Source organism: Mesorhizobium sp. M2A.F.Ca.ET.042.01.1.1, from assembly GCF_003997405.1.
Taxonomy (GTDB): domain Bacteria; phylum Pseudomonadota; class Alphaproteobacteria; order Rhizobiales; family Rhizobiaceae; genus Mesorhizobium.
Genome location: NZ_RZRX01000005.1, coordinates 35,760 through 57,471 on the forward strand (window position 1 = coordinate 35,760; position 21,712 = coordinate 57,471).

At 65.4% G+C, this 21,712-nt stretch carries 20 protein-coding genes; 10 read left to right on the forward strand and 10 right to left on the reverse strand.

Annotated features, from left to right (window positions below):
* The first annotated feature begins 5 nt into the window (after positions 1 to 5).
* Entirely contained in the window at positions 6 to 449 is a 444-nt protein-coding gene (locus EOA23_RS01660) for a hemerythrin domain-containing protein (protein WP_245473951.1), read from the forward strand.
* Between the two features lie 8 nt (positions 450 to 457).
* On the opposite strand, the gene EOA23_RS01665 is transcribed toward EOA23_RS01660, so the two are convergent.
* Complete coding sequence (locus tag EOA23_RS01665) at positions 458 to 1,180, reverse strand: Crp/Fnr family transcriptional regulator (RefSeq protein WP_348628539.1); 723 nt, start codon at positions 1,178 to 1,180, stop codon at positions 458 to 460.
* 144 nt (positions 1,181 to 1,324) lie between these two features.
* On the opposite strand from EOA23_RS01665, the gene EOA23_RS01670 reads away from it, so the two are divergent.
* The 7 genes from EOA23_RS01670 to EOA23_RS01695 all read left to right on the forward strand — a co-directional run bounded on the left by EOA23_RS01670 (position 1,325) and on the right by EOA23_RS01695 (position 10,493).
* Positions 1,325 to 1,927, forward strand: coding sequence for an ANTAR domain-containing response regulator (locus EOA23_RS01670; protein ID WP_042638220.1), 603 nt, complete (start codon positions 1,325 to 1,327; stop codon positions 1,925 to 1,927).
* Complete coding sequence (locus EOA23_RS01675) at positions 1,924 to 3,150, forward strand: CmpA/NrtA family ABC transporter substrate-binding protein (RefSeq protein WP_127302661.1); 1,227 nt, start codon at positions 1,924 to 1,926, stop codon at positions 3,148 to 3,150. Before EOA23_RS01670 ends, EOA23_RS01675 begins: the two co-directional genes overlap by 4 nt.
* A 320-nt stretch (positions 3,151 to 3,470) precedes the next feature.
* Positions 3,471 to 3,638 (forward strand): hypothetical protein, encoded by a 168-nt coding sequence (locus tag EOA23_RS35515; protein WP_189341465.1) that lies wholly within the window; start codon positions 3,471 to 3,473, stop codon positions 3,636 to 3,638.
* Positions 3,639 to 3,700: 62 nt separating this feature from the next.
* Positions 3,701 to 5,002: a nitrate/nitrite transporter gene (locus EOA23_RS01680; RefSeq protein WP_127302662.1), complete on the forward strand. Its 1,302-nt coding sequence runs from the start codon at positions 3,701 to 3,703 to the stop codon at positions 5,000 to 5,002.
* A gap of 17 nt (positions 5,003 to 5,019) precedes the next feature.
* Positions 5,020 to 7,470 carry a nitrite reductase large subunit NirB gene (gene nirB / locus EOA23_RS01685; RefSeq protein ID WP_127302663.1) on the forward strand — a complete coding sequence of 817 codons (2,451 nt, stop codon included), beginning with the start codon at positions 5,020 to 5,022 and terminating at the stop codon, positions 7,468 to 7,470.
* Between the two features lie 20 nt (positions 7,471 to 7,490).
* Positions 7,491 to 7,820 carry a nitrite reductase small subunit NirD gene (nirD, locus tag EOA23_RS01690; protein WP_127302664.1) on the forward strand — a complete coding sequence of 110 codons (330 nt, stop codon included), beginning with the start codon at positions 7,491 to 7,493 and terminating at the stop codon, positions 7,818 to 7,820.
* A 3-nt stretch (positions 7,821 to 7,823) separates the two neighbouring features.
* A complete protein-coding gene (locus tag EOA23_RS01695) occupies positions 7,824 to 10,493 on the forward strand; it encodes a nitrate reductase (RefSeq protein WP_127302665.1) in 2,670 nt (889 codons plus the stop codon).
* A gap of 113 nt (positions 10,494 to 10,606) precedes the next feature.
* On the opposite strand, the gene EOA23_RS01700 is transcribed toward EOA23_RS01695, so the two are convergent.
* The 9 genes from EOA23_RS01700 to EOA23_RS01735 form a co-directional block, all read right to left on the reverse strand.
* Positions 10,607 to 11,593 (reverse strand): ABC transporter permease, encoded by a 987-nt coding sequence (locus tag EOA23_RS01700; RefSeq protein ID WP_127302666.1) that lies wholly within the window; start codon positions 11,591 to 11,593, stop codon positions 10,607 to 10,609.
* Positions 11,590 to 11,802 carry a hypothetical protein gene (locus EOA23_RS36270; protein WP_245473953.1) on the reverse strand — a complete coding sequence of 71 codons (213 nt, stop codon included), beginning with the start codon at positions 11,800 to 11,802 and terminating at the stop codon, positions 11,590 to 11,592. Before EOA23_RS36270 ends, EOA23_RS01700 begins: the two co-directional genes overlap by 4 nt.
* Before the next feature lie 24 nt (positions 11,803 to 11,826).
* Entirely contained in the window at positions 11,827 to 12,576 is a 750-nt protein-coding gene (locus EOA23_RS01705; RefSeq protein ID WP_245473954.1) for an ABC transporter permease, read from the reverse strand.
* The gene (locus tag EOA23_RS01710) at positions 12,573 to 14,117 is read right to left on the reverse strand and encodes a sugar ABC transporter ATP-binding protein (protein WP_127302667.1); all 1,545 of its coding nucleotides are present in this window, start codon (positions 14,115 to 14,117) and stop codon (positions 12,573 to 12,575) included. Before EOA23_RS01710 ends, EOA23_RS01705 begins: the two co-directional genes overlap by 4 nt.
* A gap of 101 nt (positions 14,118 to 14,218) precedes the next feature.
* The gene (locus EOA23_RS01715; RefSeq protein WP_127302668.1) at positions 14,219 to 15,253 is read right to left on the reverse strand and encodes an ABC transporter substrate-binding protein; all 1,035 of its coding nucleotides are present in this window, start codon (positions 15,251 to 15,253) and stop codon (positions 14,219 to 14,221) included.
* Positions 15,254 to 15,337: 84 nt separating this feature from the next.
* On the reverse strand, positions 15,338 to 16,249 hold the full coding sequence (locus tag EOA23_RS01720; RefSeq protein ID WP_127302669.1) for a sugar phosphate isomerase/epimerase: 912 nt from the start codon (positions 16,247 to 16,249) through the stop codon (positions 15,338 to 15,340).
* Positions 16,250 to 16,267: 18 nt separating this feature from the next.
* Positions 16,268 to 17,794, reverse strand: coding sequence for a mannitol dehydrogenase family protein (locus EOA23_RS01725; RefSeq protein WP_245473955.1), 1,527 nt, complete (start codon positions 17,792 to 17,794; stop codon positions 16,268 to 16,270).
* On the reverse strand, positions 17,791 to 18,573 hold the full coding sequence (locus EOA23_RS01730; RefSeq protein ID WP_127302671.1) for an SDR family oxidoreductase: 783 nt from the start codon (positions 18,571 to 18,573) through the stop codon (positions 17,791 to 17,793). Before EOA23_RS01730 ends, EOA23_RS01725 begins: the two co-directional genes overlap by 4 nt.
* A 171-nt stretch (positions 18,574 to 18,744) precedes the next feature.
* Positions 18,745 to 19,638, reverse strand: a complete 894-nt coding sequence (locus EOA23_RS01735) for a MurR/RpiR family transcriptional regulator (protein WP_127302672.1) — start codon at positions 19,636 to 19,638, stop codon at positions 18,745 to 18,747.
* Between the two features lie 212 nt (positions 19,639 to 19,850).
* Here EOA23_RS01735 and EOA23_RS01740 point away from each other — a divergent pair, with 212 nt between their 5' ends.
* Both EOA23_RS01740 and EOA23_RS01745 read left to right on the forward strand, forming a co-directional pair.
* Positions 19,851 to 21,035: a Gfo/Idh/MocA family oxidoreductase gene (locus EOA23_RS01740; protein WP_127302673.1), complete on the forward strand. Its 1,185-nt coding sequence runs from the start codon at positions 19,851 to 19,853 to the stop codon at positions 21,033 to 21,035.
* Between the two features lie 83 nt (positions 21,036 to 21,118).
* A complete protein-coding gene (locus EOA23_RS01745; protein ID WP_126064427.1) occupies positions 21,119 to 21,709 on the forward strand; it encodes a hypothetical protein in 591 nt (196 codons plus the stop codon).
* Positions 21,710 to 21,712 lie beyond the last annotated feature (3 nt).

A 21,712-nucleotide genomic window follows, 5' to 3' on the forward strand; every position in this document is an offset into this window, starting at 1 on the left:
CTATCATGACGAGCGCCGAGCCGGAGCCGCTGCACAGCCCGGCAGATATGCGGCGGGCGCATATGCAGAAGCTCGCGCTCTGCCACATGCTCGAAGGCATCGCCGACGACCTGCCGTCGCGCGTCGACCGGCTCCAGTGCCTCGCCGTGGCGGCCGACCTCTTGCCGCTGCTGCGCGAGTGCCACCGCTTCGAGGAAGAGATCGTCTTCCCTGCCTTCGCGCGGCAGACGGGCGAGGAAGACACTGTCGCGCGACTGAAGCTCGAGCACCTGGAGGATGAAAGCGCGGCGGCGGATCTCAGCGAGGCGCTGCTGGCCTACGGCCACGGGCGGCAGATCGAAAATCCCGAGGCGTTCGGCTACATGCTGCGCGCCTTCTTCGAATCGTTGCGCCGCCACATCGCCTTTGAGCGCGACCACGTGCTGCCGAAGGTTCTCGGCAATCGGTAAACCGGGGTTCAGTCTCCGGCCCGCGCTGCCAGGCGCCCGATGTCGTCGACGATGACGTGGCGGTTGTTTTCGACGCGGATGACGCCCTCGCCCCGCAGCCGGGTGATCTGCCGGCTTACCGTCTCGACGGTGAGACCCAGGAAATCCGAGATCTCCGCACGCGACAGAGGCAGATCGAAAGCGGCACCGCGCCGCTCCGGCCCGGCGGCGGGGTCGATGTTGCGCGCAATCATCAGAAGGAAGCTCGCGATCTTCTCGGAGGCCGTCTTGCGGCCAAGCGCCACCATCCAGTCGCGCGCCTGGTCGAGCTCGCGCAGCTTCTGTTCGAGCAGGCGATGCTCAAGATCGGGCTGCTCCTTTATCATGCGCTCCAGCGCCTGGCGCGGGAACGAGCACAATTCGACGTCGGTCGCCGCCTCGGCGCTGAGCGTGCTCTCGCTCTGGAACGGCCTGCCGAGGAAATCGGGAGCGAATTGCAGGCCGACAATCTGCTGGCGGCCGTCGGAAAGCGTCTTGGTCAGCTTCACGACGCCTGAAAGCACGTTCGAGAAACGCTCGACGCTCCTGGAATCGCCCACCAGTTCCTTGCCCGCCTCGGCCTTGTGCCGTTTCGTCGATTTGGCAAGATCGACGAGCTGCCCGGCGTTGAGCGCGCCACATATGCCACGATGCCGCGCCTCGCATGAAACGCAGAGTACCGGGACGCCTGCCGTGTGAATATCTTCGCGCACGATGGAACATCTATAGTGGTCCCGCCCTTCACCGGCAACGCAGGCCGGGACGCGAAAGCGTCGCAGCCCGTGCCTCGAGGATCGGATGGACCAATCCGTCGATCGCCGCATTGCACAATTGCGGTCTGGCTGCACAATAGGCGCATGTCCACCGGTTCGTTGACCATCCTTGTTATCGACGAGAACCGCATCCGCGCCTCGATCATCGAGGCCGGGTTGCGGGACGCAGGCCATCGCCATGTCACGGTGATCCATGACGTGGCCGGCATTGCCCGGCGTATCGCCGAAATCGAGCCGGACGTCATCGTCATCGATCTGGAAAACCCCAACCGCGACATGCTGGAGAACATGTTCCAGCTGTCGCGCGCGGTGAAGCGGCCGATCGCCATGTTCGTCGACCGCTCCGACCAGGCCTCGATCGAGGCCGCCGTCGATGCGGGCGTGTCCGCCTATGTCGTCGACGGGCTGAAGAAGGAACGCATCAAGCCGATCCTCGACATGGCGATCAGCCGCTTCAACGCCTTCTCGCGCATGGCGCGCGAATTGGAGGAGGCCCGCAGCGAACTGGAGAACCGCAAGGTCATCGACCGGGCCAAGGGCATATTGATGAAGTCGCGGGGGTTGAGCGAGGAGGCGGCCTACACGCTTCTGCGCAAGACCGCCATGAATCAGAACCGCAAGATCGCCGAGATCGCGCAGAGCCTGGTGACCGCGGCGGGCTTGCTGGGACCGCTGGAGGGCGAATGAGCATGGCGCACGAAATCACCGCCGGATTCATGCCGCTCTTCGACAGCGCGGTCCTTGTCACGGCCGCCGAGATGGGCTTTGCCGCGCGCGAGGGCATCGAGCTCAAGCTGCAGCGCGAGACGTCCTGGGCCAACATCCGGGACCGCATCGCCATCGGCCATTTCGATGTCGCCCATATGCTGGGGCCGATGCCGCTCGCCTGCAGCCTCGGGCTGACTCCGCTTGCCTCGGAGACCATCGTGCCGTTCTCGCTCGGGCTCGGCGGCAACTGCGTCACCGTGTCCAACGCGGTTTGGGATGGGATGGCGGCGCAAGGTGCCGCGCCCGACCTCGATCCGGGGCGCGCCGGGGCAGCGCTCGGCGCGCTGATCCGCGAGCGGGCGGGTGCCGGCCGCGAGCCACTGCGCTTCGCCGTCGTGCATCCGCATTCCGGGCACAATTACGAACTGCGTTACTGGCTTGCCGCCTGCGGCATCGATCCCGACCGAAACATCGAGATCGTCATCGTGCCGCCGCCCTTCATGGCCGATGCGCTGGCTGCCGGCCGCATCGACGGCTATTGCGTCGGCGAGCCCTGGAACAGCGCCGCCGTCGCGGCCGGAACCGGCCGCATCGTCACCGTCAAGGCGCTGCTCTGGCGCAACAGCCCGGAAAAGGTGATCGGCGCGCGCAAGGCCTGGGCCGAGGCGAACCCGGAGGCGCTTGCATCACTTCTCAGGGCGTTGCATCACGCCGCCCGCTGGTGCCAGGAACCGGCGAACCGCGGCGAACTGGCCGCGATGATGGCGAAGCCGGCTTTCCTTGGCCAGCCGGAGGCGATCCAGATGCCGGCGCTCACCGGACGCCTTCAGATTGGCGGCGGCGTGGAGCGGCGCGTGGACGACTTCTTCCTGCCCTTCGACAAGGCGGCGAACTTCCCCTGGAAGAGCCATGCGCTGTGGTTCTACACGCAGATGGTGCGCTGGGGACAGTTGCCGCACACGCCGCAGAACCTCGCCATCGCCCGCGACTGCTATCGGCCAGACCTCTACCGCTCGGCCTTGAAGCCGCTCGGCGTGGCGCTGCCCGGCGCCAATGCCAAGGTCGAAGGCGCGCTGAAGGTTGCGACGCCAGTCGGCTCGGCGGGGGCGAGCCTGGTGCTTGGTCCCGACGGATTTTTCGACGGCCAGATCTTCGATCCGGACCGGATCGACGCCTACATTGCCGGCCAGAAACGCGCCTGATCATTCGCGCGCCAGTCTTGTGCTATGCACAAAATTTGTGCGGCATGTCCATGCCATTGATCAATGTTTGACCGCGTTGCAGCTTGGCTCCGCCGCAGGCCGATTGGGCTAGAAGACTGATTTTAAATGAAATTCTGGTCTCTCGTAAAACTGGCACGCTTCGTGCTTTGAAATAACCGAGCCCCTCGTGGGCAACAGAACAGGCGTCCAATGGCGGGCGCCACAGGCAAAGCTGCCGCTCAGGTCACCACGCGATCCCGGATGTACGGACGCGAGAGGGCCTGGACGGCAGCTTTTTTCGTTTTGGACCGGAGATGACGATGACCAGACGGATCGGACCCTCGCTCAAGGATTTCACCCGCCGCGATGTCCTGGCGAGCAGCGCGCTGACGGCGGTGCTGTTCATTGCCGCGCTGTTCTTTTTTCCCGCCAGTCACGAAGCCGAGGGCAAGGGTCCGCAAGTGACCGCGCAAGCCCCGTCGCGCTGACCGATGCCGCACGCCTGATCAACACCACACGCGGCGCCTGCCGCCGCAAACCGGAGCCAACCATGACCGTAAACCTCCCAGCCGCGCAAAGCCAGGACAGTGCTCCCCGGCAAGCGCTCGTCATGTCCACCATCGCCTTCACCGTGTGCTTCGCGGTGTGGACGATCTTTTCCATCATCGGCGTGCGCATCAAGCAGGAGCTTGGGCTGAACGAGACCGAGTTCGGCCTGCTTGTCGGCACGCCGATCCTCACCGGCTCGCTCGTACGCATGGTGCTCGGCGTCTGGACCGACCGCTATGGCGGCCGCCTGGTCTATACGCTCACCATGCTCGCGGCGGCGGTCGCGACTTTCCTGCTCGCTTTTGCCGACACCTATCAGCAGATGCTGGTCGCAGCGCTCGGCGTCGGCCTTGCAGGCGGCTCTTTTGCCGTCGGCATCGCCTATGTCTCGCGCTTCTTCCCTGCTGGCAAACAAGGCACGGCGCTCGGCATTTTCGGCGTCGGCAATGTCGGTGCGGCGGTCACCAAGTTCCTGGCGCCGCTCGTGCTGCTTGCCTGGGGCTGGCAGTCGGTGGCGCTGATCTGGGCCGCGGCGCTGGTCGTCATGGCGATCGTCTTCTGGTTCACCACCAACGACGATCCTGTCATCCGCGAACGCCGTGCCGGCAAGGCGGCGCCGGCGAGGAGCTTCTGGCAGGAATTCGCGCCGCTGAAGAACCTGCAGGTCTGGCGCTTCGCCTTCTACTATTTCTTCGCCTTCGGCGCGTTCGTGGCGCTGTCGCTCTGGCTGCCGCGATACCTGATCGGCGTCTACGGCTTCGGCATCGCCACCGCCGGCATGATCGGCGCTGCCTATTCGATCCCCGCAAGCATCTTCCGCGCCTATGGCGGCGTGCTGTCCGACCGCATCGGTGCCCGCACCGTGCTCTACTGGACCTTCAGCGTCTCTGCCGTCGCGACCCTCGTTCTGTCTCTCCCCTCGGCAGATTACGTGGTGCGCGGCATCAGCGGGCCGATCCCGTTCCACTTCGAGATCGGCCCGCTCGCCTTCATCGCCGTCGCCTCCGTGCTCGGCTTCTTCATGAGCCTGGGCAAGGCCGCCGTCTACAAGCACATCCCAGCCTATTATCCGCAGAGCGTCGGCGCGGTCGGCGGCGTGGTCGGCATGATCGGCGGCCTCGGCGGCTTCATCCTGCCGATCGCCTTCGGAGCGCTGAACGACCTCACGGGCGTCTGGTCGAGCTGCTTCATGCTGCTCTTCGTGATCGTCTTGTCCTGCCTGGTCTGGATGCACTTCAGCATCCGCCGCATGGAGCGACGGGCGGACGTCAAGACATCGTCCCTTTCCTACGCCGCCGAATAGATCGGAGCAGACCGGACATGACCGAGAAACTCGTCATCATCGGCAACGGCATGGCGCCGGGCCGGATGCTGGAGCACCTGCTGGAAGCGGCGCCCGACCGCTACAGCGTCACCATCTTCAACGCCGAGCCGCGCGTGAACTACGACCGCATCATGCTGTCGCCGGTTCTGTCGGGCGAGAAGGCGTTCGAGGAAATCGTCATCCATGGCGACGGCTGGTACATCAAGCACGGCATCACCCTCTACAAGGGCCACCGGATCGCCGCCATCGACCGCGAGGCCAAGACCGTCACCTCGGACCACGGCGTGACCGAGAGCTACGATCGGCTGGTCATCGCCACCGGCTCGGTGCCCTTCATCATTCCGGTGCCCGGCAAGGACTTGCCCGGCGTGCTCACCTACCGAGACCTCGACGACGTCAACGCCATGCTGCTTGCGGCGCAGTCGCGCGCCAAGGCGGTCGTCATCGGCGGCGGCCTGCTCGGCCTCGAAGCCGCTGCGGGGCTGAAGGAACGCGGCATGGACGTCACTGTGCTCCACGTCATGCCTACGCTGATGGAGCGCCAGCTCGACCCGGCCGCCGGCTATCTGCTGCAGAAGGCCGTCGAGGCGCGCGGCATCAAGGTCATGACCAAGGCCAACACCAAGGCGATTGTCGGCAACGGCAAGGTCGAGGGTGTCGAACTGATGGACGGCACGATCATCCCGGCAACTCTGGTGGTTATGGCGGTCGGCATCCGCCCGAGCACCGCTTTGGCCAAGGAGGCCGGGATCGAGGTCAATCGCGGCATAGTCGTCGATGACCGCATGCGGACCTCCGATCCTGCCATCATGGCGCTTGGCGAATGCGCCGAGGTCGGCGGCCATGTCTACGGACTGGTCGCCCCGCTCTACGAGATGGCGCGGGTCGCTGCGGCCGCGCTGGCGGACAGCGAGGACAGGCGGTTCGTCCATTCCGACACGCCGACCAAGCTCAAGGTCACCGGCATCGACCTCTATTCGCTGGGCGACTTCGCCGATGGCGAGGACCGTGAGGAGATCATCCTGCGCGACGCATCCGCCGGCATCTACAAGCGCCTCGTGCTGCAGGACAACCGCATCATCGGCACGGTGCTGTTCGGCGAGACGGGCGACGGCGCCTGGTTCAACGACCTCAAGAAGAAGGCGACCGATATCTCCGAGATGCGCGACACACTGATCTTCGGTCAGGCGTTTCAGGGAGGCGTTTCCTCGGACCCTTTGGCGGCCGTTGCGGCATTGGCGGATGATGCGGAAATCTGCGGCTGCAACGGCGTCTGCAAGGGCAAGATCACCGGAGCGATCTCGGCCAAGGGGCTGACCGGCCTCGACGATGTGCGCGCGCATACGAAGGCTTCGGCCTCCTGCGGCTCGTGCACCGGTCTGGTCGAACAGCTGCTGAAGCTGACGCTGGGCGAAGCGTACAATCCTGCGGCGGTGCAGCCCATGTGCAGCTGCACGAGCCTCGGCCATGACGATGTGCGGCGCCTGATCAAGGCGAAGGGCCTGAAGACAATTCCGGCCGTCATGCAGGAACTCGAATGGAAGACCTCCTGCGGCTGCGCCAAATGTCGGCCGGCGCTCAACTATTATCTGGTCTGCGATTGGCCGGACCAATATGCCGACGACTATCAGTCGCGCTTCATCAATGAGCGCGTCCACGCCAACATTCAGAAGGACGGCACCTATTCGGTAGTGCCACGCATGTGGGGCGGGGTGACCAGCGCAAACGAATTGCGCGCCATTGCCGATGTCGTCGACAAGTTCCGTATTCCAACCGTCAAGGTGACCGGCGGCCAGCGCATCGACATGCTGGGCATTCGCAAGGAGGACCTGCCGGCGGTATGGGCCGACCTCGGCAAGGCCGGTTTCGTCTCCGGCCATGCCTATGCCAAAGGTCTGCGCACGGTGAAGACCTGCGTCGGCACCGACTGGTGCCGCTTCGGCACGCAGGATTCGACCGGGCTCGGCATCCGCATCGAGAAATTCATGTGGGGCTCGTGGACGCCGGCCAAGGTGAAGATGGCGGTATCGGGATGCCCGCGCAACTGCGCGGAGGCGACCTGCAAGGATGTCGGCGTGGTCTGTGTCGACTCCGGCTATGAGATCCACTTCGCGGGTGCGGCCGGCCTCGACATCAAGGGCACGGAAGTGCTGGGTCTCGTGAAGACCGAGGACGAGGCGCTGGAGGTGATCGTGGCGCTTGTCCAGATGTATCGCGAGCAGGCCCGCTATCTCGAGCGCATCTACAAATGGGCCAAGCGGATCGGCACAGCCGAGATCAAAAAACAGATCCTGGATGATGGCGAGAAGCGCAAAGCCTATTACGAGCGCTTCGTCTTCAGCCAGAAATTCGCTCAGGTCGATCCATGGTCGGAGCGCGTCTCCGGCAAGGACAAGCATGAGTTCCGCCCGATGGCCTCGGTCGGATTCGCGGAGGCGGCGGAATGAGTCGACGGGAAAAAGACCGCATGAACTGGATCGCAATCGGCTCCATCGCCGACATTCCGCCGCGCGGCGCGCGCTGCGTGGCAACCCCGCAAGGCAAGATCGCTGTCTTCCGCACGGCGGACGACCAGGTCTTCGCCATCGACGACCACTGCCCGCACAAGGGCGGGCCGCTCAGCCAAGGCATCGTCCACGGCGCCGCGGTGACCTGCCCGCTGCACAATTGGGTGATCTCGCTGGAGACGGGCAGGGCGCTCGGCGCCGACGAAGGCTCGGTGCGAACGATCCCCGTCAGGGTCGAGGACGAGCGGCTGTTCATCGCGCTCGAAACGCTGGCGTCGAAAGCGGCCTGAAGCATGGAGGAAGCGCGCGAGGTGAGGACCACCTGCCCCTATTGCGGGGTGGGTTGCGGCGTGCTGGCCAAGGTCGCCGCGGACGGCACGACGACCGTCCGCGGCGATCCCGAGCACCCGGCCAATTTCGGTAAGCTCTGTTCGAAGGGGACGGCGCTCGGCGAGACGCTCGGTCTGGAAGGCCGTCTGCTCCAGCCGGAAATCGGCGGCAGGCAGGCCGGTTGGGACGAAGCGCTCGATCTCGTGGCCGAAAAATTCTCACGCGCGATTGCCGAGCATGGGCCGGGCTCGGTCGCCTTCTACGTTTCCGGCCAGTTGCTCACCGAGGACTATTACGTCGCCAACAAGCTGATGAAAGGCTTCATCGGCTCGGCCAATATCGACACCAATTCGCGGCTCTGCATGGCCTCGTCCGTCGCCGGCCACCGCCGCGCCTTCGGCGAGGACATTGTCCCGGGCGTCTATGAGGACTTCGAGTGCGCCGATCTCGTCGTGCTCACCGGCTCCAACACCGCCTGGTGCCATCCGGTGCTCTACCAGCGCATGCTCGCAGCGCGCCGGGAGCGTGGAACGAAAATCGTCGTCATCGATCCTCGCCGCACCGCGACCGCCGACGAGTGCGACCTGCATCTGGCGCTGGACCCTGGCACGGACGTGCTGTTGTTCAATGGGCTGCTCGCGCATCTCGTCCAGAGCGGAAAGATCGATACCGATTTCATTCGTGACCATACGTCGGGCTTCGACGCCACGGCCGCGCTTGCCGGCGCCGATGCGCCGTCGATCGTGCGTGTCGCGAAAGGCTGCGGATTGGCGGCCGCCGACGTCGAGGCCTTCTACGATCTCTTCGCAGAGACAGAGCGGACCGTCACCGTCTACAGCCAGGGCGTCAATCAGTCGGCGCATGGAACAGACAAGGTCAACGCCATCATCAACTGCCACCTCGCCACCGGCCGCATCGGCAAGCCCGGCATGGGACCGTTCTCCGTCACCGGGCAGCCCAACGCCATGGGCGGCCGCGAGGTGGGTGGCCTGGCCAACCAGCTCGCCGCGCATATGGACTTCGCGGATGAGGCAAACATCGATCGTGTCTCCCACTTCTGGAAAGCGCCCGACATCGCGCGGCGCGGCGGCCTGAAAGCCGTCGACATGTTCCAGGCAGTTGCCGACGGCCGCATCAGGGCGCTGTGGGTGATGGGCACCAATCCCGCGGTCTCCATGCCGGACGCTACGCGCGTGCGCGCAGCGCTCGCCAAATGCGATTTCGTCGTGGTCTCGGATGTGACCCACACCGACACCACGCGCTATGCCGACGTGCTGCTGCCGGCCGCGGCCTGGGGCGAGAAGGACGGCACGGTCACCAATTCGGAACGGCGTATCTCGCGCCAGCGGCCGTTCGTGCCGCCGCCGGGCGAGGCGAAGGCCGACTGGCGCATCATCTGCAAGGTCGCCGCCCGCATGGGCTTTGGCGATGCCTTCGCCTACAAGACCCCGGCAGAGATATTCCGCGAGCACGCCGAGCTGTCTGCTTTCGAGAATAGCGGCGCGCGGCTGTTCGACCTTGGCGGGCTGACCGGCCTTAGCGACACGGATTACGATACCTTCCCGCCACGCCACTGGCCCGCTTCGAACCGGCATGAGCAGAAGACAAGATTGTTCGGCGACGGTCGTTTTCCGACGCCCGACGGCCGCGCGCGCTTCGTGCCGGTGCGGCAGGAGGCGACGGCCTTCGCCGTCGATGCCGACTATCCGCTTGCCCTGAACACCGGTCGGCTGCGCGACCAGTGGCATACGATGACGCGCACCGGCAACGTGCCGCGTTTGATGGCGAACGCCCCGGAGCCGGCGGTCGATCTTCATCCGGCGGATGCGGCCGCGCATCGTCTCAAGGACGGTGATCTCGCCCATCTTTCAACCCGCTTCGGCTTCGTTCGGGCGAGAGTGCGGGTGTCGAACGCGCAGCGGCGCGGTCACGCCTTCCTGCCCATGCATTGGAGCGGACAGTTTGCGGCCAAGGCTTCCGCCGGCCTGCTGTCCTCGTCGGTAACCGATCCGCATTCCGGCCAGCCGGAGCTCAAGCATGTTCCGGTCTGGATCGTGCGGGAAGAGACCGGCTGGGCCGGCGTGCTCATCACACGCCGCGATCTGCGGCCGACGGGCTTCGTCCACTGGAGCCGGCATGCAGTCGATGGCGGCTGGGTCTACGAACTGACCGGAACCGAGCCGCCGGATCAGGGCATTCTCCTGGCGCGCAAGCTGCTGGGCGTCAAACGGCGGGACCAGTTGCTCGAATACACCGATCGCCGCGGGCTCGCCTATCGCGCGGCGGCCATCGACGATGGCGGCGCCATGGCCGAGGCCTTGCTGGTCGCCGCTCCGGACCAACTGCCGGCGCGCGATTGGCTGGTGTCGTTGCTCGCCACGCGCCAGAAGCTGTCGACGGCCGATCGCCATGCGCTTCTATCCGGCCGCTCGCCCGTGCCCATGCCGGCTATTGGACGCGTCGTGTGTGCGTGCTTCCATGTCGGCGCCAACCAAATCGCATCGGCGGTCGCTTCGGGATGTGACAGCCTCGAAGCGATCGGCTCGACGCTGCGCGCCGGCACCAATTGCGGCTCGTGCCGCTCCGAGATACGTGCGATCATCGGCGCCCGCCAGGTGCAGGCGGCGGAGTGAGCCGTGCGCCGGCTAAACCATTTCACCGTCTCACCGAAACGGTGAAATGGTTTATCTTCTTGTTTTTACGCAACTCCGGACGGAAAACCGCTCACACTTTTCCTGGGATTGCTCTAGCGGTCCTCGACGATGCGCAGATAGGCCGCCGTCACGAACAGCACGATGAAGCCGAACAGGATGCGGCGACCGCCTTCGGGCATCTGCAGGATGGTGAGCAGCGTCGTCAGCACGGTCAGGATCAGCGCGCCGATGATGGTGCCGGTGTAGCCGCCGCGACCGCCGAAGATAGAGGTGCCGCCGATGACGGCGGCGGCCACCGAAGGCAGCACCAGCGGCTCGGCGAGCGACAGCGAAGGCGCCTTGATCAGGCCGATATAGAGCAGCCCGGTGATGCCGGCGAGCAGGCTGGAGAGGACGTAGAGCGCCGTGATCGCCTGCCAGTAGCGGACGCCGGACAGGCGCGCGGCTCGCTCATTGTCGCCGACGGCATAGAGCAGGCGGCCGAAGCCGGTGCGGTTCAGCATGAAGACGATCAGCACCGCCACCGGCACGAACAGGAGAAGCGCATTGGGAAAACCGTAGGTGACGCCGGTGCCCAGCCAGTTGAGGAAATCCGGGATCTTCGCGCCGGACGCGATCACCGTGCGCTGGTAGACCTGCAGGAAGCCGGTGCCGATCAGGCTGGTGCCGAGCGTCATGATCAGCGGATGCACCCGGAACACGCCGACGCCGATGCCGTTGACGAGGCCGATCAGCACGGCGGGCAGCATGGCCAGCAGGAAAGCCACGGCCGGATCCTGGTTGACGATCTGGGTGGCCATGATGAAGGCGCTCATCGTCGCCACCGTGCCGACGGAAAGGTCGATGCCGCCGGTCAGCATGGTCATGGTTTGGCAGCCGGCGAGGATCGCCAGCGGAATGGCGAACTTCGCCGTGTTGGCGAGCCAGCGCTCGTTGACGATGCCGGGGCGCAGGATCTGCAGGATCACCACGAGGATGATCAAGAGGACGATCAAAGGGATCAGCGGCCGGTCCGCCATGAAGCGCTTCAGGCGGCGGCCGAACGAAACGGGCCGGGGCATGGTCGCGATGTCGGTCATGGCGTTGCTCCTGCCGGACGGCTCCGCATTGTGATGAAGGCGCCGAACATCACGACCGCGACCATGATCAAGCCTTCGATGATGGCGGTGACATTCGGATCGATGGCCAGAAGCGTCAGGTCGGTGCGCACCAGCCGCAGCACGAAGACGGCGATGATCGGGCCGAGCAGGCCGCCCTTGCCGCCGCCGAGCGCGACGCCGCCCAGCACCACCGCGGCGACGCTGGCGAGCAGCTAAGGCCCGGGGATGGGCGCGCCGATGCCGGTGCTGATGGTCAGCGACAGGCCGCCGAGCGCGGCGAACAGGCCGGAGAGCGCATAGGCGATGATCCTGGTGCGCGCCACCGGTACGCCACTGCGGAAGGCGGCGAGCTCGTTGCTGCCGATGGCGTAGATGGAGAGGCCGAGGCGCGAGCGCCTGAGCGGAATCCACACGATGCAGAGAGAGACGACGAGCAGCACCAGCGCCTTCGGCACCCAAGCATCGGCCCAATCAGGCAGACCGGGTACCGGCACCGTGCCGATGACGCTGGCCTTCAGCCATTCGGCGGCCGCGCCTCCGGGAGCGCCGAGCACGAGGAGCGCCGCGCCCTGCAGCACGAACAGCATGGCAAGGGTGACGACGATGTCGGGCACCCGGGTGACGACGATGAGGATACCGTTCAGCGCGCCGAGCACCAGCCCCATGGCCAGCACGAAGGGCACGACGAAGAGCGCATATTCATCGCTGGCGCCGTTCATCATCGAAGCGGCGGTGACGCTGGTCAGCGCCATCATGGCGGCGACCGAAAGGTCGATGCCGCCGGCGATGACGACGACGGTCTGGGCTGCAACCGCGAAGGCGTAAGGCAGGACGGCCCGGGCGAGCGAACCGAAGTCGCCGCTGCCATAGCCGGGCTGGATCAGCTTGGTGACGACGAAGAGGAAGATCAGCAGGGCAAAGAGGCCGGCGACCCAGCCCTGGTTGCGGAAGAAGCGGCTCATGATGCGGCCTCCGCATCGGAAGCGGGTTTGACCTCGGCAAGGATACCGACATCGGCCCTGGCGCCGCGCGGCAGGCCGTAGGCGGCGCGCATCAGCGCCGGCTCGTCGGCCTCTTCCACCGGGAAAGTGTCGACGACGCGGCCGCCGAAGATGACGATGACGCGGTCGCAGACGCGCTGCACCTCCTCCATTTCGGAGGTGTAGAACAATACCGACTTGCCCTGGCCGGCAAGCTCGCGCAGCAGCTTGTAGATTTCCTGCTTGGTGCCGACATCGATGCCGCGCGTCGGGTCGAAGCAAAGGATGGTGCGGGCGTTGGCCGCGATCCAGCGGGCGATGGTCACCTTCTGCTGGTTGCCGCCGGAAAGGCGCTGCACCTCGCCCTGGGCGCGGGTGTCGATCTGCAGCCTGCCGATGGCGCCGGAAACCACAAACTCCTCGCGCCGCATGCGGATCGGCCCCCATTTGCGCAGCCCGGCGCTGAAGGGCAGCGCGATGTTCTCGCGCACCGAACGCTGCATGGCCAAGGCCTCGGTGCGGTCGCCCGGCACATAGGCGATGCCGGCCTGGATGGCGTCGCTGGGATGCGAGAATTTCACCGGCGCGCCGTCGACGTCGATCGTGCCGCCGGTCGGGCGGATCGAGCCGGCAAGCGCTGCGAAGAGCTCGTCCTGACCCTGGCCCTCGAGCGCGAAGACGCCGACGACCTCGCCATTGGCGAGATCGAAGGAGACGTCGTTGAGCTTGGTGCCGAGCTGCAGGTTGCGCACCGACAAGCGCGGCCGGCCGCCGGCCGCAACCGCCACATCATTCGCCGCTCGCGCGGCGACGCGCGTCTTCTCGATGCGGGTTCCGAGCATCATCTCGACTATTCTTTCCTCGACGCCCGGCTCGATGTCGACGACGCCGACCGTGGAGCCGTCGCGCAGCACGGTGGCGCGGTCGCAGAGCGCGGAGATCTCGACGAAACGGTGCGAGATGAAGATGACAGAGCGGCCGGCGTCCCCCTGGCGGCGCACGACCTCGAGCACCTTCTCGGCAAGGTTCGCCGGCAGCGCCGCGGTCATCTCGTCGAGCAGCAGCACGTCGGGGTCGACGGCCAGCGCGCGCGCCAGGTCGAGCACGCGCAGGATGGCCAGAGGGATATGGCGGGCGGTCTCGCGGATGTCGAGGTCGGGAATGCCGAGCTCGCGCACCCAGGCGCGGAAGGGCTCGACCGGCGTGCCGGTCAGCCTGAGATTGGAGAGCACGTCGAGATCCGGAATCAGCGACGGTTCCTGATAGACCGGCAGCAGGCCGGCGCTGCGGGCGGCGGCGGGGGAGCGGACATCGAGCTGCTGGCCGCGGATCAGGATGCGCCCGGCATCGGCCTTGATCGCGCCAGTCAGGATCTTCACCAATGTCGACTTGCCGGCGCCGTTGGCGCCCATCAGCGCATGGACTTCGCCCGGCAGCACCGAGAGCGAGGCGTTGCGCAGCGCAGCAACGGCGCCGTAGTTCTTGGCCACGCCGATGGCGTCGAGGAGAGGGTTGGCGGTCAAGGCGTTCTCGATTTAAAGGCTCAAATTATGCGTGCCAAATCAAATGGCAAGGACGCCAGACCTTGGTCCGGCGTCCTTACGCTTGCGTTCGGATAAGGCCCTTATTCGCCCGGGCCCTTGCAGGCGACGATCTGGTCCTTGGTGTAGGTCGTCCAGTCCGGGATCGAGATCGAGACCGGCCATTCGGGGCTGAGCGAGGGATCGACGACGCTCTTCAGCTTGGCCTTGCCTTCGTCGGTGGCGTTTTCCCAAAGCTGCGGCTCGACCAGCACGGTCTGCTGCGCCGGCTTCTTGCCGTCGAGGATCTGCAGCGCCAGCGTCACGCCGGCGCCGCCGATCGAGCCGGGATTGGTGACCGCAGCACCGACCAGGCCCTTGACCGAGCTCAACTGGCCGACGAAGCCGGCATTGTCGGCGCCGACCACAGGCACCATCGACGCCTGCTGCTCGACCAGCGCGTCGACGATGACGTTGTCGATGCCGGAGGTCCAGATGCCGTTGATCGGCGTGCCGGTGGCGAGGAAGGACAGGATCTGCTGCTTGGCCTGATCCTGCTGCCAGCCGGTGAAGACTTCCTGCGCGACCTTCACATCGGGGAATTCGGCGAGCGCCTTCTTGAAGCCTTTGTCGCGATCAGAGTCGGCCGAAGCGCCGGCGGCGCCGCGCATGTAGAACACCTCGCCCTTGCCGCCCATCTGCTGGAACAGCCACTTGGCGCCCAAGTAGGCATACTGTTCCTGGTTGTTGGAGATGATGTAGGCGGACGGTTCGGTCACCGCCTGGTCGACGGCGACGACGACGATGCCGGCCTTGGTGGCTTCCTCGAGGCCCGCCTTGATGCCGGCCGGATCGGCCGGGTTGACGACGATGGCGTCGACCTTGGCGCTGATCAGGTTGCGGATGTCCTCGAGCTGGCCGGCGGCGTCGGTGTTGCGGTGGGCGATGTTGAGCTTCGCCACCTCGCCGGAAGCGAGCGCCTGCGCCTTCATGGCGCAGATCATTTCCTCGCGCCAGCCATTGCCCTGCACGGTGTTGGAAATGCCGATCGTGTATTTGCCGGCGGCGGCCGAGACGCCCACAGAGGCGAGCAAGGCGACGCCGGCAAGTAGCGAGGCCACGGTCAGATGTCTTTTCATGTCAGTACTCCTCCACATTGATCTTTTCAGTTCAGTTCGATTTTTCAGTTCCTGGGCGTCGATGCGACCGGCGCCGAGCTTTCGTCATTTGATGAAGGGGCGCAGCACGTCGCGGGCAAGCAGGAAGCCGCGCTTGACCTTCTCATCCGTCCCCTCGAAGCGCCGGTCCTCATGCTCGATGATGACCGGCCCGTCATAACCGGCCCGGTAGAGGCCCGAAAAAATCCTGCTCCAATCGATGTCCCCAAGCCCCGGCATGCGCGGCACCTGCCAGCCTATGCCAGCCGAAAGGATTCCGCGCTCGTACAAACCATCATGATCAATCATCAGGTCCTTGGCATGCACATGCAGCATGTTCTTGCCGAACTCGCGGATGAAACGCTCCTTGTCGATCATCTGCCAGACGAGATGCGACGGGTCGAAATTCATGCCGACATCGCCGCCCCAGGCTTCGAGGATGCGGCGCCAGACGTAAGGCGAGTAGGCGATGTTGTGCCCGCCCGGCCATTCGTCATAGCTGAAGATCATCGGGCAGTTCTCGAAGGCGAGTTTCACACCGTGCGCGCGGGCGTGGGCGATGATCGCCGGCCAGACCTTTTGCGCGTCCTCCCAGTTGGCGTCGACAGTCTTCGAGGCGTCACCGCCGCAGAAGGTGTTGACGAGCGAGACCCCCATGCGGCTCGCCAGCACGATCACCTTCTTCAGGTGATCGATCACCGCCTCGCGATGCGCCCGGTCGGGATGGAGCGGGTTGGGATAGAAGCCGAGGCCCGAGATGGCCAGGCCCTTGCCGGCAAGCCCGGCGGCAATGTCCTCGGCTTCGGCGGCCGAGATGTCCACGTCGATATGGCTGGTGCCGGCATAGCGGCGGCTGGCCCCGGAAGTCTTCGGCCAGCAGGCGATCTCCAGCGCCTCGAAACCGACCGAGCGCGCCCAGTCGGCGACCTCGCCGAGAGCAGTATCCGGAAATGGTGCCGTGAGCAGTCCAAGTTTCATGATGCCTCCCAATACAAACTATGCAGATCGAGCCGGCTGCTTCAACCGCGCATCTGTTGGCCCAGAACAGACTTGTTTGACAAAGCCCATCGGATCGTTCGAGAGCAGGCCGTCGAGGCCGGCGACGACATGCGCGCGGAAAGTCGCGTTGGCGGCCAAGGACGGGTCGAAGATGGCGTCGATGGCAAGGATCGCATCGGCCAGCGCCTTGCTGTCCAAACCAACGCGGTCGGCGATTGTCGCAATTCTCTCGGCGAAGGGGTCGGACACCTGCCAGGCGCGGCCGAAGCGCGCCGATGCCTTGATCAGATAGGCCATCCAGCCGGCCACTGGAACCGAAAGAAGCGCGATGCTCCCGCCCTTCACCAGGCGGTCGCGGATCGGGTTGAGCAGGCGCTGCACGATCTTCTGCGAGCCGTCGGTGGCGATCTGGTGATTGCGGTGGCGGATTGCGGTGTTGGTGAGGCGCGACAGGCTCTGCTCGGCATAGGCCGCCGGCGCGATGCCGGGGACCGGCATCAGCGTCGGCAGTGTTTCCTCGGTCAGCATGCGGCGGACGAAGCCTGCCAGAAGCGGATCGGCTATCGCCTCGAACGTGTGCTCGAAGCCGCCCAAAACACCGAGATAGCTGAGCGTCGTCTGGGCGCCGTTCAACACGCGCATCTTGAGGTGCTCGAAGGGCGTGACGTCGTCGACGAAGCTCGCGCCGACAAGGTCCCAACGCGGCACGCGTCCGGCGAAGCGGTTCTCGATCACCCATTGGCGGAAACGCTCGCCGACCACCAAGGCGCTGTCATGGTAGCCATAGCGCTGCTCGACCGTATCGATATCGGCCGCGGTCGTCGCCGGCGCGATGCGGTCGACCATGGCCGAGGGGAAGGCGACATTGGCTTCGATCCAGTCCGCCAGCTTCCCGCCGCGCCGCTTAGCGAACGCACGCACGACATTGCCAAGAATGGTGCCGTTGGTGGGGATGTTGTCACAGGACAGCAGCGTCACCGGCCGGCCATGCGAGGCCATGCGCAGTTCCAGCGCCCTTGCCAGGATGCCGGGCACGCTGACCGGCGTTTCCGGACTGGCGAGATCGTGGACGATATCGGGGTGGTCGAGGTCGAGCGCGCCGCTCGACGGGATGTGGCAATAGCCTTTCTCCGTCACCGTCATGGTGACTATCTCGATCTCGGGCGAGGCGAGCACGTCCAGCGCCGGCGCGGCATTGTCCTGGCTGTCGACGACGCGCATGATGCTGCCGATGACGCGCGCCTCGACCTCGTCGTTCTGACGGATCAGCCGCGTGTAAAGGCCGCCTTGCCGGCCGAGGGTATCGGTCAGCTGGGGAGGGCGGATGTTGATGCCGACCAATCCCCAGCGGCCGAAATCCTTGGCCAGGAGGTCGTCGGTGTATTCGGCCTGGTGGCAGCGGTGGAAGGCGCCGACGCCGAGATGGGCGATGCCAGGCTTGAGTGCTGCGCGATCGTAAGCCGGCTTGCGGACTTGGGATGGCAAGCGGTCGAGCAGCGCGGGGCTGAGGTTCTCGGCGCTCACCGGTTGGCTCCGATCACCCATTGCTCCTGGTCGACCAGCGTGCCGGTCATCGGACCGGCCGCGTCGGAGAGCAGGAAGACGGCAAGATTGGCTATGTCGGTGACGGAGAACAGCCGGCCGAAGGGTTGCGTTGCGTTGGCGGCGTCGAGCCAGCCCGGACCCTGGCCGAGCGTGTCGGCCTGCATGATCCGTTCGGCCGGGGTGTCGGTCCAGCCGACATTGATGCCGTTGACGCGGACGCGGTCGAAGCGGTGGGCGTTGGCGGCGTTCTTGGTCAGCGTCGCCAGTGCGCCCTTGGTGGCGGAATAGACGGCAAGCTCCGGCGTGCCGCAATGCGCGTTGATCGACAGGATGTTGACGATCGCACCGCCCTGGCCGCGTTTCTTCATGTCGGCGATCGCCGACTGCATGAGGAAGAAGGGCGCGCGGGCGTTGACGGCAAACAGCGACGCCCAATCGTCGAGCGTGGCGTCGGTGAAGGAAGCGCGATCGGTGAGGCCGGCGGCGTTGACGAGACCGTCGATGCGGCCGAAGCGTTCAATGCAGGCCCCGGCCAACCGCGCCGGGGCTTCGGGATCGCCGAGATCGGCCGCAGCGAAGACGGTGGCGGCGCCCATGGCCGTGAGCTCGGCGGCGACAGCATCGCCGCGCTCTCGATCCCTTCCGGTGATCAGCAGGCCGGCAGCGCCCGAGCGCGCAAGCGTCTCGGCGATCGCTCGGCCGATGCCTTGCGTCGCGCCGGTGACCAGCACCACCTTGCCGTCGAGACGAACCTCCATTCCTCCTCCCGGAACAAAGTTTCCATTTTTTCAAATATGGAACGATAATTCCCGTTAGTCAATCGTGCTAGAACGGTTCACCGTTCCGTGGAAGCGGTGAACCGCTCTATCTCCTTGTCTTTCGCAATTCCGGACGGAAAACCGCAGACAATTTTCCTGGAATTGCTCTTGTCAATTTGTCCGGCGCGCGACGACGCCATGGACCAAGGCTATGCCGACCGCGAGCGAAGCGGCTAGTGAACGGAACCCGCCAAAATCCTGCTCGACCACTTCCAGCCAGGTGTCGGAGAGTTTTGCCAGCGGCGAAAACGTGCTGTCGGTGATGGCGAGGATGCGGGCCTTGCGCTCATGCGCGACAGCGACGAGATCGGGCGTGATCGAATTGTAGGGACTGAAGGAGACGGCGAGCACCGCGTCGCGCGGCGTGATGCAGCCGACCTGGTCCAGCGCGGTCGAGCCGACATTGTCGACCAGCACATTGCGCACGCCCTGCTGCGACAGCGTCAGCGACAGATAGGTGGTGACGGGAAAGGCGCGCTTGCTGCCGATGACATAGATCAGCTCGGCCGCCGCCAAATGATCGGCCATCGTCTCGAAAGCGGCGAGATCGAAATTGTTGCCGATGCGGCCGAGCGAGGCCTGGCAGGCGCCGACCATGCCGTTGAGGAAATGCAGGTCGGCATTCGGCTCCTCGGCCCTATCCGGGCTGCCTTGCGCATCCGGCCAGGAGCCCTTCATGCGATCCTTGAACAGGAGCTGGAAATCGGAAAAGCCGGAATAGCCGAAGATCTGGGCGAAGCGCACCAGGGTCGAGGGCTGCACGCCGGCCTGGTCCGCCACCTGCGCGATCGTACCCAACGCAACCTCGCTCGGATGCTGCCAGAGGAAGATCGCCACCTGGCGAAGCCGTTTCGGGAAATGCACGGTGCCTGACGAAAGCACTGCACGCAGTTCCTCGTAGGTTTGCGGCTTGGTGTAGCCAAGTGCTGCCAGTGATCGGCTCCTCTTCCTCGCTGCCGTCTCCAGGCTATGCCGCTCCTCGGCGGCCTTGCCGCGACCGCTCATAGGACATGCCTCATCGTGACCCCAACCATCGGATGCATTATCCGATCCCTGCTCAGCGGATGTGGTCCGCCACCTGGACCGAGGGTAAAAAGCTAACGCGGCACAATCGTTTTACAAAACAAAAAATAGAAATATCATTCGAAAACAGCCGTCGCCGGTCACAACATCCGCACCGACCGGCATATCGAAACTTGGGGAGGATAATCGCAATCATGGTCTATGCAACCGCCGATGGTACGTCGCGTCAACGCCTGCGGGTCGGCATGGTCGGAGGCGGCCGCAACGCCTTCATCGGCGCCGTGCATCGCCTCGCCATGCGGCTCGACGACCAGATCGCGCTGGTCGCCGGCGCGTTGTCTTCCGACCCGGAAAACGCCGCGGTCTCCGCCGCCGAGATCGGCATCGCGCCGCAGCGCAGCTATGCCGACTACCATGCCATGGCCAAGGCCGAAGCGGCACGGCCGGACGGCATCGAGGCGGTGGTCATCGTCACGCCCAACCATCTGCATGCGCCGATCGCCACCGCCTTCCTCGAAGCCGGCATAGACATCATCTGCGACAAGCCGCTGTCGACGACGCTTGGCGAGGCCGAGGCGCTGGTGGTGCTGACGCGAGCGAAGCAGCGCCGTTTCGTCGTCACGCTTAACAACACCGGCTACGCCATGGTCCGCCAGGCGCGCGAAATGGTGGCGGCGGGCGAGCTCGGCCGCATCGTGTCGGTGCACGGCGCCTATATCCAGGACTGGCTGACCAAGCCGATCGACGCCGAGGGCCAGAAGCAGGCGGAATGGCGCACCGATCCGGCGCGCGCCGGCCAATCGGCCGTGCTTGCCGATATCGGCGTGCATGCCTTCAACCTGGCAAGCTTCATTTCCGGTTTCGAGGCTGAGGCGGTTTCGGCCGACCTCTTCACCGCCGTGCCCGGACGGCGGCTGGACGACAACGCGCATGTGCTGATGCGCTGGACAGGTGGGGCGCGCGGCACGATCCTCGCCAGCCAGACCTCGCCCGGCCATTACAACGACCTCTCTGTGCGCATCTATGGCGAGAAGGCCGGGCTCGAATGGTCTGGATCGCGGCCCGAGGAACTGCGCTTCTCGCCCTATGGCGAGGAGACGCGCACGCTGGTGCGCGGCGGCCATGGCGCGACGGCGGAAGCGAGGCGCGTGTCGCGCATGCCGGCCGCGCATCCGGAAGGCTATATCGAGGCCTTCGCCAATTTCTACCGCGACGCCGCCGACATTATCCGCGCGCATCGCGCGGGCGGTGCGGTCGATGCCGCGCGGGCAGCGCAGGTGCCCGACGTGGTCGACGGCGCGCGCGGCGTGAAGTTCGTCGCAGCGGCGGTGGAGTCGAACGCGGCTGGAGGTGCTTGGACGCAGGCGAGATTTAAGTGAGGGGCAGTCGCGCTCTTGACGGCTTGCCAAACTCAGCCTCCGATGGCCGCAAACGCAGTCTGATGAAGCTGCCTCGGTGAATCATGAAGCGCGCGCAGATCGAAGAGCAGAACCGTTACCTCCTGCGGCGCCAGCGCGAATTCCGCCAGGCCGCCGATGTCGTCACGCAGTCCTGGATGGCGTTCCCCGAAATCGAGGCGATCGCCGTCATCGGCTCGGTGGCGAAACCGCTTTGGAAGGAGATTCCGAGGTTCAGCGACTTCCGCCGCGCGGGTATCGAAGTTTGGCATGAATGCAGCGACCTCGACCTGGCTGTCTGGGTCGACTCGCAACACCGGCTTGGCGAGTTGCGCCGTAAGGGCGCCGCGGCGCTGCGGCGGGCGTTCGAAGCCGGGCTTGGCATCAGTGTCGCCGACCATCAGCTCGACGTTTTCCTGTTCGAGCCCGGCAGCGACCACTACCTTGGCCGGCTTTGCTCCTTCAACCGCTGTCCGAAGGGAAATCGGGATTGTCTGGTTCCCGGCTGCGGGGCGATACCCTTCAACAAGCGCATCGCGGATTTCCAACCTTACGCCGATTTGTTGGAGCCGGTGACATATTCTACCCTCTACAGGCGCGATCGCGGCTTACTGCGTTCCGCGCTTGAATTGCCGAATGTCGATGAGGCTGGCTGAGCG

Coding starts and splice junctions, on each gene's coding strand:
- EOA23_RS01660 (WP_245473951.1), top strand. CDS start 6: ATGACGAGCGCCGAGCCGGAGCCGCTGCACAGCCCGGCAGATATGCGG.
- EOA23_RS01670 (WP_042638220.1), top strand. CDS start 1,325: ATGTCCACCGGTTCGTTGACCATCCTTGTTATCGACGAGAACCGCATC.
- EOA23_RS01675 (WP_127302661.1), top strand. CDS start 1,924: ATGAGCATGGCGCACGAAATCACCGCCGGATTCATGCCGCTCTTCGAC.
- EOA23_RS35515 (WP_189341465.1), top strand. CDS start 3,471: ATGACCAGACGGATCGGACCCTCGCTCAAGGATTTCACCCGCCGCGAT.
- EOA23_RS01680 (WP_127302662.1), top strand. CDS start 3,701: ATGACCGTAAACCTCCCAGCCGCGCAAAGCCAGGACAGTGCTCCCCGG.
- nirB (WP_127302663.1), top strand. CDS start 5,020: ATGACCGAGAAACTCGTCATCATCGGCAACGGCATGGCGCCGGGCCGG.
- nirD (WP_127302664.1), top strand. CDS start 7,491: ATGAACTGGATCGCAATCGGCTCCATCGCCGACATTCCGCCGCGCGGC.
- EOA23_RS01695 (WP_127302665.1), top strand. CDS start 7,824: ATGGAGGAAGCGCGCGAGGTGAGGACCACCTGCCCCTATTGCGGGGTG.
- EOA23_RS01700 (WP_127302666.1), bottom strand. CDS start 11,593: ATGACCGACATCGCGACCATGCCCCGGCCCGTTTCGTTCGGCCGCCGC.
- EOA23_RS01705 (WP_245473954.1), bottom strand. CDS start 12,576: ATGAGCCGCTTCTTCCGCAACCAGGGCTGGGTCGCCGGCCTCTTTGCC.
- EOA23_RS01715 (WP_127302668.1), bottom strand. CDS start 15,253: ATGAAAAGACATCTGACCGTGGCCTCGCTACTTGCCGGCGTCGCCTTG.
- EOA23_RS01720 (WP_127302669.1), bottom strand. CDS start 16,249: ATGAAACTTGGACTGCTCACGGCACCATTTCCGGATACTGCTCTCGGC.
- EOA23_RS01730 (WP_127302671.1), bottom strand. CDS start 18,573: ATGGAGGTTCGTCTCGACGGCAAGGTGGTGCTGGTCACCGGCGCGACG.
- EOA23_RS01735 (WP_127302672.1), bottom strand. CDS start 19,638: ATGAGCGGTCGCGGCAAGGCCGCCGAGGAGCGGCATAGCCTGGAGACG.
- EOA23_RS01740 (WP_127302673.1), top strand. CDS start 19,851: ATGGTCTATGCAACCGCCGATGGTACGTCGCGTCAACGCCTGCGGGTC.
- EOA23_RS01745 (WP_126064427.1), top strand. CDS start 21,119: ATGAAGCGCGCGCAGATCGAAGAGCAGAACCGTTACCTCCTGCGGCGC.